Origin of the sequence: Phenylobacterium sp. (assembly GCF_030654915.1) — a bacterium.
Taxonomy (GTDB): Bacteria; Pseudomonadota; Alphaproteobacteria; order Caulobacterales; family Caulobacteraceae; genus Phenylobacterium.
The window spans coordinates 18,431-31,931 of record NZ_JAURWM010000043.1 but is presented as its reverse complement, the minus strand read 5'-3'; the positions used below and the strand labels follow the sequence as shown (position 1 = coordinate 31,931).

The following is a 13,501-nucleotide window of genomic DNA, read 5'->3' as shown; positions in this document are numbered from 1 at the left end:
ATCCGCGCCGGGGCATAGGTCGGGATGTGGGTGCCGGGCAGGAAGCGATCCTGCTTGTGCGGGTTGGCGTCGAACACCGCGACGATGTCGTCAGCCGTGACCCCGGCATAGTTCAGGAAGGTGTTGCCCTTGGCCGCCGCGCCGTAGGCGGCCACGCTCTTGCCGTCGGCCTTGGCCTTGGCGAGGAAGTCGAGGAAGCCGCGACGCACCGCTTCGACGCGGGCGGTGAAGCCCTCATAGCCGGGCAGCTTGTCGAGGTCAGCGGCTTGCTCGCGAGCCCGCAGCGCCTTCAACGCCGGCGTCTCCTGATGGCTCGAGGCCTGGTGCGCGCAGAACAGCCGCAGCGAGCCGCCGTGGGTCGGCAACAACTCGACATCGAACGGTCGCAGACCGTTGGCCAGCAGCACCTTCTCCACCGCCAGCAGCGACAGGTAGGAGTAGTGCTCGTGATAGATCGTATCGAACTGGACCTTCTCGATCAGGTTCAGCAGGTGCGGAAACTCGAAGGTCAGCACGCCTTGCGGCTTCAGCACGTGCTGGAAGCCGGCCACGAAATCGCCGATGTCAGGCACGTGGGCCAGGACGTTGTTGCCCGCCATCAGGTCGGCGGCGATCCCGCGCGCGGCCAGATCACGACCTGTCGCGGCATTGAAGAAGGTGACCTCGGTCGGGATCCCCCGCTCCTTGATCGCCACCTGCGCGGTGTTGGCGGTGGGCTCGACGCCCAGCACCGGCACGCCCATGGCCTTGAAATGCTGCAGCAGATAGCCGTCGTTGGAGGCCACCTCGATCACCAGCGAGTCCGCGCCGAGCCCGAAGCGCTCGGTCATGGCGTCGGCGTAGCGCTTGGCGTGCGCAACCCAGCTTTCCGAATAGGCGGAGAAGTAGGCGTAGCCGTCATCGAAGATCGCGTCGGCGGCCACTGGATCATCGGCCTGCACCAGGAAGCAGGTTCCGCAGACGCGAGTGTGCAGCGGATAGAAACCTTCCGTCCCGGCGTCGAGCTGGGCCTTGGTCAGGTAGGAGTTGGCCAGCGGCTGGTCGCCCAGATCCAGAAAGGTCTGGGTGAGCGGGGCGCGGCAGAAACGGCAGGCGGGGACGGTCATCAAAGGCTTTCGTATCGCTTGATCTGGTCTTGGACGAGGGCCAGCGCCGCGTCGCCATCGGCCTGGGCTCGGTACCAGTCCATGGTCCATTCGACCGCGGCGGGGGCGTCCAGGCGGCTCTCGAAGCCGAGCACTTGGCGGGCCAGGCTGGCGTCGATGCCCAGCGCCTTGGCCTCAAGGGAATTGGGATCGGGTTCGTGACGCCAAGGCTTGGCGCCCAGGGCCTGGGTGGCGCGGGTCGCCAGTTCGCCGACGGTGACTTCCGGCCCGCCGGGCTTGGGTCCGAAGTTCAGGGCGCGCGGCGCCGTCGGATCCCTGGCCAATCGTTCGAGATAGACGAGGTAGCCGGCCACGCAGTCGAGCACATGCTGCCACGGCCGGGTGGCTTCCGGATGGCGCAGGACGGTGACGCCCTGGGCCTGACCAGCCCGGACGATGTCGGCCACCAGACGGTCCCGCGAATAGTCGCCGCCGCCGATGACGTTGCCGCCGCGCGCGGTGGCGACCGGCATGCCGGCCTTGTCGAAGAAGCTGCGGGCGAAGCTCTGGGTGACGATCTCGGCCGCGGCCTTGGAGGCCGAATAGGGATCCTTGCCGCCCAGGGCATCGCCCTCTTGGAAGGCGCGGCCCTGCTCGTTATTGGCGTAGACCTTGTCCGAGGTGATCACGAGAACCGCCTGCAAGGCAGGCTGGCTACGTAGCGCCTGCAGCAGGTGCGCCGTACCCAGAACATTGGCCGCGAAGGTCGCCACCGGATCCTCGATCGAGGTCCGCACGATCGGCTGGGCGGCCATGTGCAGGACCAGGTCGAAAGTCTCGCCCTTCAGCGCGCGCTCAACCGTGGCCTGATCGCGCAGGTCGGCGATACGTGACTGGACCAGTCCAGCGACGCCGGCGAGGTCGAACAGCGCCGGCGCCTGATCCGGCGTCAGCGCCAGCCCTGTGACCTTGGCGCCCATGGCCGAAAGCCAGATCGCGGCCCACGAGCCCTTGAAGCCGGTGTGACCGGTCAGCAGGACACGTTTGCCCGACCAGAAGGCAGGGTTGGGCCGGTTCATTTCCAGATGCGCCACGGCGCCTGGCCTGAGGCCCACAGGCCCTCCAGGTGGTTCTTGTCGCGCAAGGTGTCCATGGCGGCCCAGAAGCCGTCGTGCGGGCGGGCCATCAACTGGCCGTCACGGGCCAGGCTTTCCAGAGGCTCGGCCTCGAAGGTGGTCGCATCACCGGCGATCCGGTCGACGACCTCGGGCTGCAGCACGAAGAAGCCGCCATTGATCAGGCCGTTGTCGCCGGGAGGCTTTTCGATGAAGCGCTTCACGCCGCCCTCGACAATCTCCAGGGCGCCGAAGCGACCGGGGGGCGCGACCGCGGTGACGGTGGCCTGTTTGCCGTGCGCCTTATGGAACTCGACCAGGGCGTTCAGATCAACATCGGCGACGCCGTCGCCATAGGTCAGGAAGAAAGGCTCGCCGGGGGGCAGGTACTCCGCCACGCGCTTGAGCCGGCCACCGGTCATGGTCTCCTCGCCGGTGTTCACCAGGGTGACGCGCCACGGCTCATGATTGGTGGCGTGATACTCGACACTGCCCTTGGCCAGGTCCACGGTCAGGTCAGCGTTGTGGAGCACGTAGTTGGCGAAGTACTCCTTGATCACATAGCCCTTGTAGCCAAGGCAGATGATGAAGTCGTTGAACCCATGCTCCGAAAACACCTTCATCAGGTGCCAGAGGATCGGACGGCCGCCGATCTCTATCATCGGCTTGGGCTTCAGATGGCTTTCCTCGGAGATCCGCGTACCGAGGCCGCCGGCCAGAATGACGACCTTCATTTCGAATCCCCGCTCATCCTCGCACTGACGGGGCCTGGCCGCCGCAGCTCGACAATAGTCCGTTCAAACGCCGCCTAGGCTCCAGGCCCCGCAGCCAACGCAATCGCCCCCTCTTATCGCGTGTCGATTGCGCGATGAAGTCGTATCCAACGTCGCAGCGCCGCTGGCGTCCAACTTGAGGAAACCTCGTGCCCACGCCCCTGGTGAATTTTATCGTTGTTGGCGTCCAGAAGGCCGGCACGACAGCCCTTTTTGACTACCTCGGCGATAGCCCCGCCGTGGCGCTGTCCAAGGTCAAGGAGGTTCACTTTTTCGACGACGAGACGGTGGACTGGTCCAAGCCGGACTATGGCCCCTACCACGCCCAGTTCGAGTCCGCGGCGCCCACGGCGCTCCACGGCGAGGCGACGCCGATCTATCTCTACTGGCCCGGCAGCCTTGAGCGGATCGCGGCCTATAACCCGAACATCCGCCTGATCGTGATGCTGCGCGACCCGGTCGAGCGCGCCTGGTCCCATTGGCGGATGGAGTACTCGCGTGGGGTCGAGACCCACCCCTTCTCATGGTGCATCCGGGAGGGCCGCCAGCGGCTGTTCGCAGCCGAGCCCTGGGGCGTGCACCGGGAGTTTTCCTATGTGGAGCGCGGCTTCTACGGCGAACAGATCGAACGGCTGTTCTCCATCTTTCCGCGCGAGCAGGTTTTGGTCCTGACGGCGGACGGCCTGCGCGAGCAGCCCGGCGAGAGCCTTGGGCAGGTGGCGAACTTCCTCGAGATTCCCAGAGGCGGGGCGGTGGAGCATCGGGACGTCCACGTCGGCCAAGAGGTCGGCGTCCAACTCGCCGCCGAGGACCGCGCCTATCTGCGCAGCCTCTACGCCCACGACATGGCCCGGCTGACGAGCCTGACGGGGATCAGCTTGTGGTGAGCCGTCACATTTCCGGCAACCATGTTCCGCACGCTCCCAGATGAAGGAGACGCCGATGAAGTTCGCCCCCCTGGTCCTGGCCAGCTTAATCAGCGGCTGCGCCCCCGCCGGCGACACCAGCGCCCAGGCGGTCAAGGCCGCCTCACCCCCGGCGAACGCCCCACAAGGGGCGGTGGCCTTGGCGGGCCCGCGCCTGGCGTTTCCGGTGGCCTGCGACATCGGCAAGACCTGCGAAGTGCAGAACTTCGTAGACCGCGATCCTGGGCCAAGCGCCAAGGATTACCGCTGCGGGAGCCAGACCTATCAAGACCATGGCGGCGTCGACATTCGCTTGCACGACATGGCGGCCCAGGCTGCAGGGGTGAATGTCTTGGCCGCCGCGCCGGGGCGGGTCTCACGCCTGCGCGACGGGGTGGCCGACATCTCGGTGAAGTCGCCGGACGCCCCGCCGCTGGCCGGTCAGGACTGCGGCAACGGCGTGGTGATCGATCATGGCGATGGATGGGAGACGCAGTACTGCCACCTGGCGCGAGGCAGCGTGATGGTGAAGCAGGGCGACCAGGTGGTGAGCGGCCAGCCCATCGCCCGCGTCGGCCTGTCGGGAAACACCGAGTATCCCCACCTGCATCTCACCGTCCGCAAGGCCGGGGTGATGGTTGACCCCTTCGCGCCTGATATGGCCGCGGGGGCTTGCGCGGTCGGCGCCGCCGGAGACGGCCTCTGGACGCCTGGGGCCGCCAAGGCGATGGGCTATAAGCAAGGCGCGGTGCTGAACGCCGGCTTCGCGGCCGCCCCACTGACCATGGAGGCCATCGAGGGTGGCCGTATCGGCGCGCCGACGCGCCAGTCCCCGATGCTGATCGCCTATGTCCGCGCCATCAACCTCCAGGGAGGAGATGTGCAGAAGCTGGTCATCAAGTCGCCCGACGGCTCAGTGCTCACCAACGCCACCCAACCAGCGCTGGATCGCGCCAAGGCGCAGTACATGTTCTTCACCGGCAAGCGCGCGCCGGAGGCAGGATGGAAGCCGGGAACGTACTCGGCGACCTACTCGGTCGAGCGGGAGGGCAAGGCCGTGATCACCCAGGCGTTCTCGATCAACTTCTAGGCGCAATCCCTTTCCGGGATGGGGTTAGCGAAGTCAAACCTGGGCTCACAAAAGCGTTAGCACCCGCCCTGACGGCTAGAGTTTCTTTGACCAAATTCGCCAGTCGGCTATGGTTCACTGTCAGCCTTGCTCTCCAGGGCTGTGTCGCATCGATCGGGCGGCGAAGCTCACCGCTTCGCCGCCCGATTTTTGTTTGGGATGGTCTCTCGCGCTTTTGCGGCGATCAGAACCTATTTGATCACGATCCCCTGCGACGTCGGCAATTCCAGCACAGAATAGCCACGCGCGGCGAACCAATCGGTCTCCATGAGATGCGTGCGTCGATACGGGCTAGCGCCAAAATCGTCGAGCACCAGAATGGATCCTGGGACCATTCGCTCCCAGAGCGCCTCCAGCGTGGCGATTTCGGCCTCGGCGTTGTTGAGGTCAATATGCATGAACGCGATCTTGGAGGGCTCTCCCTGCTCAAGGCTCTCGGGCAAGAAACCCTTGATGACGTGAGCGGTCGGTATGTCCTCAAACAGCTTCTTGACCTGAGTGAACAGGTCCGCGCTGTGCTCAGGCATGGCATGGTGCGGCATTGAGCTATCGTGCTCGAAAACGTCGTACAGGTAGAATGCCCGGTCGGTGTCTTTGAAGGCGATAGTGTCAGCAACGATCCGCGCGGACACGCCTTTGTAGCAACCGCACTCAACGAAATCGCCGTCCAAGCGAAGTCCTTGGCGCGCGGCCCAAACCAGAACCGCTGTCCGCCACAATATCCCCCGCTCATGGGGCGCGGTCGCATGGGCGGCCCAAGCATCCATGAACATCTTGTCGTTCAGAAAGCCCAGGTTCCGCCCGAACGCGATGAGGTTGTCGCTGGCGAACAACCCCATGGGACGCTTGAACTGCGCTACGATGTCATCTCGCGCCTTGATCACGGCGGTGGAGCTCTCAACGCCCCAGAAGAAGCTGGTTCCGAAAAGCGGGGCTTGGGCCAAGGCGCGGATCTCCAAGAAGGCGGGCAAATTTCAACAGGGTTCTAGCACGCCGCTCGCCGCGGCCTAGCTAGTCAAGCATCGAGAGACCGAGCGACGCCCGACGTGGGTTGGATATGAAGGACATCGAACTTCGCGAGCCAGAGCAGTCCGCGTTCGATCAGTGAGTGACGTCCGGCCGGAAATTGCGCCAGCAAGGCTTCCACGCTGGACTGCGGCCGCGATTGGAAGAACTCAAACGCCGCCGCCATTTCCTGCAGATTGGGATGCGGCCAGTTGCCAATTGTAGCCAGCCCGCCAGATAGCCGCCCCAGGGCGACTTCCCAGGTCATCCCGGACGGGACCCGCACCAGGGCCTTCGGGGTGAGGACGTCGCTTGGATAGCTTTCGAACAGCGTAAACGGATCAAGACGCCTTGGATTGTCGATAATAGAGGCGTTGACCTCAATCGAAGCGGCCGCGGCGCGCCGTCTCGCCGCGAGTTCGGCCCAGAAGGCCTGATACTGCGGGACTACGGCCGACCAATCGAAGACGGTTCGAGCCCGCTCGTAGGCGGCGGCGCCCATCCTCTTGCGAAGGTCTGGATCATTCACCAGGGCGACGATCGCGTCCGCGGCGGCCTGGTTATCCATGGCGGTCAACTGCGCTGCCGAGACTAGATAGAGCTCGTAGGCCATCCATCCATTGGCGTGCTGATAGGCCAGATCGCGGCCGAGACCGGGTCGCGGGGCGATCGTTCGGATACGAAAGCCGTCAATCCCGTGGCGCACCGTGTCGCGGTATCCGTCCCAGTCGGTCACGACGCTGGGCAACCCCGCGGCCATGGCTTCCACCGGGGTCAGGCCGAAGGTTTCCTGAATATTGTCAGAGAAGGAGATGAAGAAGTCGGCGACCGACCAGATGGAAAATCGTGTGTCGGCGGGACGCCCATCGACAACGCGATAGTGGATCGAGGGGCACAGTTCTCGGGTCAGGGCGTGATGCTTCACGTCGTAGGCCTCCGTCGCGCCCCAGCCGGAAACCACCCAATAGATGTCCTTGCCTGTGCGGCGCGCCGCCTCCTCCAGCGCCATGGCCATCAGGGCGGGATTCATCTTCGCCGCCATGTGCAGTCGGCCGACATAGAGGGCGACTATGGCGTCCTGGGGAATGTCCAGCCGCTCACGCCATACTCTGCGATGTTCAGGTGAGGTCGCGAAGTCGTCCGCATTCACGCCAAGCGGGATCGTCGTCAGCTGCGGGAGCGGAAACTTCGTGGCGCCCAGACGTCCGGCCAGGTCGTCTTTGACCGCCTCCATCTGGCGCTCGACGCTGGCCCGGACTGCGCTCGACGTGGTGATCAGCCCATCCCAGGGTTGGACGGGGGCGGTGAACATGTTGGCCACGATGTCCATCGTGCCCTGCGAAGCCGTGGTGTGGGTCACGCCGCAAAGGCTGTAGAGGTGGGATCCGAAGGGCAGCCGCGACCATGCGAATGTCGGGAGATCGGGCGCGGGATAGTAGAGGCAGCCCGGCTCGCCCAGCCCCCTGAGGTTGCGCATCGCCAGCCATTGCGCGGCCTTGGTCGGCGGCTGGATGCGGTTCACCAGCGCTTCCAGGCCTTGTTGAGGCCCTGCAGTTCCATTGTAGAAATAGAACTTCTCAACATCCGCGTGGCGCAAGAAGCCACGCAGGAAGCTCTCGCCCGCGGCATGACGGCCCATCAGCCGACTTCCGGAGGTGTCGTAAGCGTCGGCGTGCAGGTAGAGGGCGGCGTTGCTCATACCCGTCGCGTTAGCGTCTTTTGGGGATTCCCACAAACCGACTTCGCACGGCCCGACTTCGATCGCTCGAACGGCGCTCAAAAAAAAAGGGCCGCTCCGAAGAGCGGCCCTTTCCCGTGTTCTAATCGAAGTCCGACTTAGATGAAGTCGGCGGGGTTGATCCCCGTCAGATCGACGCCAGCCAACTTGATCACGTTACCGACCGTGTTGTTGTTCGCGCTGTCGGCGAAGACGTAGGAGTCAGTGCCATCATAGATCACGACGATGTCACGACCGCCGCCGCCGATCAGGCCTTGAGCGTCGCTCAAGGACACAGCGTAGTCGGTGCCGCCAGCCTGCGCGACGTAGTTGGTCGCCGTAGCCAGCACACCGACCGAGATCGTGTCTTCAGTGGTGACGAAGTTCGAGATCGTGTCTTGGAGACCTGCGACCGACGAGCTGTCGCCCACGGCAAAGACGAAGCGATCATCGCCCGCTCCGCCCGTCAGGGCGTCCGTGCCAGCGCCGCCAATGATGGTGTCATTGCCGTCGCCGCCACCGATGACGTCGTTGCCTTCGCCACCTGAGAGGTTGTCATCGCCGAGACCGCCGTCGATGGAGTCGGCACCAGTGCCGCCGCGGACGACGTCGTTGCCGTCGCCAGCGTTGATGGTGTCGTTGCCGTCACCGCCCGCGAGGGTGTCGGCGCCAACGCCACCGAGGATGGTGTCGTTGCCGACGTCACCTTGGACAGAGTCGTCGCCGTCGCCAGCGGTGATGCTGTCGTTGCCGTCGCCGCCGAAGATGACGTCGTTGCCAGCGCCCGCGACGATTGTGTCGTTACCGGCATCGCCCTGGACGGAGTTGGCGCCAGCGCCAGCGTCGATGCTGTCGTTGCCGTCGCTGCCGAGGATCGTGTCGTTGCCGCCGCCAGCCGTCAGGGTGTCGTCGCCCAGGCCGCCCGTCACGTTGTTATTGCCGGCGCCCGCGACGATGCTGTCGTTGCCTTCGCCGCCGCCGATGACGTCGTTACCCGAGCCCGTCGTGATGGAGTCGGCGCCCAGTTCCCCAAAGACCGTGTTGTGGCCGGTGCTGAGGGCGTAGGTGACGATGTCGTTGCCGTCGCCGCCGTAGATCACGTCGGAGCTGGCGTCAGCCACCGCGAGAGTAATGGTGTCAACGCCGGTACCGCCCACGATGGAGTCGTTGCCAGCGCCACCGTCGATGCTGTCGTCGCCGTCGGCACCCAGAAGGGTGTCAGCACCATCGCCACCGTTCAGGGTGTCGTTGCCGAGGTCGCCGCTGACATAGTCGGCGCCAGCGCCGGCCGTGATGTTGTCGTTGCCTTGGCCACCCAGCAGGAGGTCATTGCCACCACCGGCCGTGATGGTGTCGTTGCCCATGTTGCCATGGACGTAGTTGGTGCCATCGGTAGCCGTGATGAGGTCGTTGCCTTGACCGCCCAGCAGGGTGTCATTGCCAGCGCCGGCCGTGATGGTTTCGTTGCCCTGGTTGCCTTGCAGGTAGTTGTCGCCTTCGCCACCGTTCAAGGTGTCGTTGCCTTCACCACCGGTGATGTTGTCATTGCCTTGGCCGCCGAGCAGGGTGTCGTCGCCAAGACCGCCGTCGATGGAATCAACGCCGTCGCCGCCGTCGATGCTGTCGTTGCCATCACCGCCAAGCAGGGTGTCGGCGCCTTGGCCGCCCAGCAGGGTGTCGTCGCCCAGGTCGCCGCTGACATAGTCAGCGCCGGCGCCGGCCGTGATGTTGTCGTTGTCTTGACCACCCAGCAGGGTGTCAGCGCCTTGACCGCCGGTGATGGTGTCGGCGCCCATGTTGCCATGAGCGTAGTTGGTGCCATCGCCGGTGATGATGGTGTCGTCGCCTTGACCACCCAGCAGGGTGTCGTTGCCGCCGGCAGCCGTGATGCTGTCGTTGTCCTGATTGCCTTGGACGAAGTTGTTGCCCGCACCAGCGGTCAGCGTGTCATTGCCGTTGCTGCCGTAGAGAGCATCGCTCAACGCGGTGCCGGTCGAAGTGTCGCCAGCGCTGGTGCCGACGTAGAGCTTCGAACCGTCGTTGAAGAACAGTTCACCAACGTTGTTGCCCTTGCCAGCGATGCCGGGGCCGAAGGTCACGGATTGGCCGTTCAAGGTCAGAACGATCGTCGCCGTGCTCGGGAAAGCGCCAGCGGGGACGAAGGCCACCGTAACGCTCGCCGCGTTCGCGCCGGCCGGGAAGGTCAGAGTATCGGTCGCGCCGAACGCCAACGCCTCAGCGGCGGTGATCGTAGCGAAATTGAAATTAGCCATGCTTCTCTCCAGTCTGTGTCACATGGACCCCCGAAACGCCTGGCCACCATTTTCCAATGGAGCGGTCCCAGCGGTCCTTTACCCACGTCACAACGAGGTCGCGACGAAGGTTAAACGAGCCCGAGGAAGAGGTATCGGAACCAAAGGCGATGCGCAACAGCAAAAAAGGCTGTGAACAAAGGCCGTCGGCCCTGCTTTCAAGGGTAATAATTTCGTTAATCTAGTCTTCGCGGAGTGCGTCACGGATCGTGTCGGTCAACGGGCTCACGATGTAGGACAAAATCGAGCGCCGACCCGTTACGATCATGGCCTCGGCGGGCATGCCGGGGGTCAATTTCGAGCCTTTGGGCAGCTTGGCCAGCTCGGGCGGCGGGATCCGCAGGTCGGCCCGGAAGTAGCCGACCCCAGTCTTTTCGTCGACCAACTGGTCCGCCGATATGGTGACCACCTCGGCGTTCACAGGCGGCGCGGTTCGGGCGTTGAAGGCCGAGAGGCGGACCCGAGCGGTCATTCCAGCATGCACGCTATCGATGTCCTGCGGCCTGATTCGCGCGGTCACGATCAGCGGGGCGTCGGCCGGGACGACGCTCATCAGCCGCTCGCCGGGGGCGACGACGCCGCCGACCGTGAACTGGGTCAGGTCGAGCACATAGCCGTCGGACGGCGAGCGCACGGTCGCCGCGTTCAGCATCTGGCGCGCAGCGGTCAGCTTTGGGGTGACCTCGGCGAGGCCCGTCTGCATCTGGCGCAGCCCTTCGGCGGCCTGGCTGATGCGCTGCTCGCGCAGGGTGGTGATCTGCAGCCGGGTTTCGCCGATCTGCTCGCGCAGACGGGTGATCTCGGCGATCAACTGGCCACGGCGCCCGGCGAGTTCCGCCAGGGTGCGCTTGTAACGCAGGATCAGGGTCTTGGGCGCGTAACCCTTTTCATAGAGGGTCTGATAGCCGGCGAGTTCCTCGCGGGTCAGATCATCGGATTCCTTCACCGCATCGACCTGGGCCTGGACGCCGCCAATCTGGGTCTCGAGCTGCTGCAGCTTCTGGGCCAGCACCGCGCCTTGAGTCTCGAAGAAGGCCTGACGCGTCGAGAACAGGAACTCCTGGTCGCGGATAATGCCCGCGACCCGGGGGTCGCTCGCGGCCCGCGCGGTCAGTTCCGGCGCGAATGTCACCGTGGGCTGACTGGTCGCCTCGGCCTGGAATCGGGCGGTCTGCGACAGCAGGGAATCGTACTGGTTCTGCAGGACGTCGGTCGTCGACCTCGGCTGGACCTCGTCGAAAGAGAGCAGCACCTGGTTCTGCTTAACCCGCTGGCCTTCCTTGACCAGGATCGCCTTCACGGTCCCACCTTCGCGGTGGCGGATGGTCTTGCGGTTGTCCTCGACCCGGACGGTGCCGGGCGCGACGACCGCGCTGTCGATCTTGGCGACGGCGGCGAAGAGCGTCATGCCGACGACGAAGACCCCGACCACCGCGCTGCCGACGATGATCGGCCGCTTGATGCGCTTGTCCATGGTCCCGTCGCTGGGAACCAGATCCTTATCGCCGAAGGTCGGCGCCTCGTAGGCCTTGGGGGCGTTGAAATCCAGTTTCATCGACCAGCCTCGATCACGCGCGGAGTGGCGGGTTGGACGACCCGCGCCATGACCTGCTCTCGCGGGCCGAACATCTCGATCCGGCCGTCACGCAGCATCAGCATCTTGTCGGCCGACCGGAAGACGCTCGGCTTGTGCGACACGATCACGATGGTGGAGCCGCCGGCCTTCAGCGCGTCTAGGGCGGTGACCAGGGCTTCTTCACCCTCGGCGTCGAGCGCGGCGTTCGGCTCGTCGAGGACCAGCAGCCGGGGCGCGCCCAGCAGGGCCCGCGCCAGGCCGACCCGCTGGCGTTGACCCGCGGACAGCACGTGCCCGGTCTCGCCAAGCTCGGTGTCGTAGCCGTTCGGCAGGCGCAGGATCAGTTGGTGAACGCCCGCGGTTTGAGCGGCGCGGACGACCTGCTCGTCATCCACGTCCGAGCGGAAACGGGCGATGTTGTCGCGAATGCTGCCGGAGAACAGTTCGGTGTCCTGCGGCAGATAGCCGACGTGACGGCCAAAGTCGGTGCGGTCCCAGGTGTAGACGTCGGCGCCGTCCAGACGGACGTGACCGCTGTTCGGTTGCCAGATCCCGACCATCAGCCGGGCGAGCGAGGACTTACCGGCCCCGGACGGGCCGATCACGCCGAGCATCTCGCCCGGTTCGATCTTGAAGCTGATCCCCTGCAGGATGAACCGGGTGGCGCCGACGGGGGCGAAGTTCACGCCTTCGACCGAAAGCTGGCCGAGCGGCTTGGGCAGGCTGGTCAGCGCCTTGGAGGGCTTGTAGTCGGCGAACAGTGCGTTCAATCGCTCATAGGAACGATAGCCGTTGGTCAGGGAATCCCAGGAACTGACCAGCCGCTCGATCGGCTGCAGCGCGCGCGCGGCCAGGATCATGTTGGCGAACAGCAGGCCTGAATGGATCTTGCCCTTCACCACCAGATAGGCGCCGATCGCGATGATCAGGACCTGGATGCCCTGGCGGGTGAACTTGCTGATGTTGCTGAGGACGGAAGCGCGCTCGCTCGCCGCGGCGCTGCGTTCCATGGTGATCGCCCGGAAGCTGGCCCAGCGCGCGCCCAGCGGCTCGATCATCCCCATGGCCCGGACCACTTCGCCATTGCGAAGCGCCGCGTCGGTGAAGGCGTAACTGCGCAGCGCCGCTTCGTTCGCGTCTTTCAGGGCCGGACGGGTCGCGCGGTCTTGCAAGAGGGCGATGCCGAACAACAGGCCCGCGCCGACCATGGTCACGAGGCCGATGATCGGGTCGATGATGAACAGGACGAACATGAAGACCGGCATCCAGGGCAGGTCGAAGAAGGTGCCGAAGGCCGGGCCCGTCAGCATTTGCCGGAAGCCGTCCAGGTCGCGCAGCGCTTGCGAACGCGCCGCCGGATTGCCTCGGATCACGCTGTCGAACAGCGCCGAGAACACCCGGCCAGAGACCCGCTGGTCCATGACGACGCCGAAGTTCACGAGAACCCTGGCCCGATAGTCGTCGATCACGCCGGAGATGACGAAGGCCAGCAGCACGCCGAAGGTGATCACCAGCAGCGTGGGCACGCTGTAGCTGGTCATGACCCGGCCATAGATCTGGAAGGTGTAGATGGGCAGGGCCAAGTACAGCAGGTTCGAGACCAGACTGAACAGGCCCGCGAACGCGAGGGGCGTGTACCCCTCCTTGATCGCGCGGGTGAGCGGATTGTCGGGCTGATCCGCCAGCGGATTGAATATTTTCATGCGCGCCGCGCTGTTCCGTGGATGCTCGATGAGGACAGCCTGAGCGACCGTCGCCGAATTTGCTGCTCGAAGTCCGAGGCTGAGTGCGCCGAAAACGCGGGAGACATGATCGGGCCTCTTAACGATGTCAATGCCGCACGCAAGGGCGCCGATTCGCGCAGCGCGTGTTAAACCTCGACTG

10 protein-coding genes are annotated in these 13,501 nt (G+C 65.0%); 2 read left to right on the top strand and 8 right to left on the bottom strand.

All coding sequences use genetic code 11. The features are described 5' to 3' along the window. The 3 genes from Q7T84_RS02070 to rfbF all read right to left on the bottom strand — a co-directional run. A partial coding sequence (locus Q7T84_RS02070) for a class I SAM-dependent methyltransferase (RefSeq protein ID WP_304805961.1) occupies window positions 1-1,106 on the bottom strand: 1,106 nt, incomplete at its 3' end. Beyond that, window positions 1,106-2,164 carry a CDP-glucose 4,6-dehydratase gene (gene rfbG / locus Q7T84_RS02065; protein ID WP_304805959.1) on the bottom strand — a complete coding sequence of 353 codons (1,059 nt, stop codon included), beginning with the start codon at window positions 2,162-2,164 and terminating at the stop codon, window positions 1,106-1,108. The genes rfbG and Q7T84_RS02070, both read right to left, overlap by 1 nt. Next, a complete protein-coding gene (gene rfbF / locus Q7T84_RS02060; protein ID WP_304805957.1) occupies window positions 2,161-2,934 on the bottom strand; it encodes a glucose-1-phosphate cytidylyltransferase in 774 nt (257 codons plus the stop codon). The genes rfbG and rfbF overlap by 4 nt, the downstream gene beginning before the upstream one ends. A gap of 188 nt (window positions 2,935-3,122) precedes the next feature. Here rfbF and Q7T84_RS02055 point away from each other — a divergent pair, with 188 nt between their 5' ends. After that, window positions 3,123-3,860, top strand: coding sequence for a sulfotransferase domain-containing protein (locus Q7T84_RS02055; protein WP_304805956.1), 738 nt, complete (start codon window positions 3,123-3,125; stop codon window positions 3,858-3,860). A 55-nt stretch (window positions 3,861-3,915) separates the two neighbouring features. Then, window positions 3,916-4,968 carry a M23 family metallopeptidase gene (locus Q7T84_RS02050; protein WP_304805954.1) on the top strand — a complete coding sequence of 351 codons (1,053 nt, stop codon included), beginning with the start codon at window positions 3,916-3,918 and terminating at the stop codon, window positions 4,966-4,968. Window positions 4,969-5,198: 230 nt separating this feature from the next. On the opposite strand, the gene Q7T84_RS02045 is transcribed toward Q7T84_RS02050, so the two are convergent. The 5 genes from Q7T84_RS02045 to Q7T84_RS02025 form a co-directional block, all read right to left on the bottom strand. Further along, window positions 5,199-5,951, bottom strand: a complete 753-nt coding sequence (locus tag Q7T84_RS02045; RefSeq protein WP_304805953.1) for a class I SAM-dependent methyltransferase — start codon at window positions 5,949-5,951, stop codon at window positions 5,199-5,201. Window positions 5,952-6,022: 71 nt separating this feature from the next. Beyond that, complete coding sequence (locus tag Q7T84_RS02040; protein WP_304805952.1) at window positions 6,023-7,711, bottom strand: glycosyltransferase family 4 protein; 1,689 nt, start codon at window positions 7,709-7,711, stop codon at window positions 6,023-6,025. 137 nt (window positions 7,712-7,848) lie between these two features. Then, complete coding sequence (locus Q7T84_RS02035) at window positions 7,849-9,960, bottom strand: calcium-binding protein (RefSeq protein WP_304805950.1); 2,112 nt, start codon at window positions 9,958-9,960, stop codon at window positions 7,849-7,851. A gap of 262 nt (window positions 9,961-10,222) precedes the next feature. Continuing rightward, window positions 10,223-11,596 (bottom strand): HlyD family type I secretion periplasmic adaptor subunit, encoded by a 1,374-nt coding sequence (locus tag Q7T84_RS02030; protein WP_304805949.1) that lies wholly within the window; start codon window positions 11,594-11,596, stop codon window positions 10,223-10,225. Continuing rightward, window positions 11,593-13,320: a type I secretion system permease/ATPase gene (locus tag Q7T84_RS02025; protein ID WP_304805947.1), complete on the bottom strand. Its 1,728-nt coding sequence runs from the start codon at window positions 13,318-13,320 to the stop codon at window positions 11,593-11,595. The genes Q7T84_RS02030 and Q7T84_RS02025 overlap by 4 nt, the downstream gene beginning before the upstream one ends. Window positions 13,321-13,501 lie beyond the last annotated feature (181 nt).

Excerpts from the sequence above, each read along its gene's own strand:
- rfbG (WP_304805959.1), bottom strand. The coding sequence starts at position 2,164 with ATGAACCGGCCCAACCCTGCCTTCTGGTCGGGCAAACGTGTCCTGCTG.
- Q7T84_RS02050 (WP_304805954.1), top strand. The coding sequence starts at position 3,916 with ATGAAGTTCGCCCCCCTGGTCCTGGCCAGCTTAATCAGCGGCTGCGCC.
- rfbF (WP_304805957.1), bottom strand. The coding sequence starts at position 2,934 with ATGAAGGTCGTCATTCTGGCCGGCGGCCTCGGTACGCGGATCTCCGAG.
- Q7T84_RS02025 (WP_304805947.1), bottom strand. The coding sequence starts at position 13,320 with ATGAAAATATTCAATCCGCTGGCGGATCAGCCCGACAATCCGCTCACC.
- Q7T84_RS02040 (WP_304805952.1), bottom strand. The coding sequence starts at position 7,711 with ATGAGCAACGCCGCCCTCTACCTGCACGCCGACGCTTACGACACCTCC.
- Q7T84_RS02030 (WP_304805949.1), bottom strand. The coding sequence starts at position 11,596 with ATGAAACTGGATTTCAACGCCCCCAAGGCCTACGAGGCGCCGACCTTC.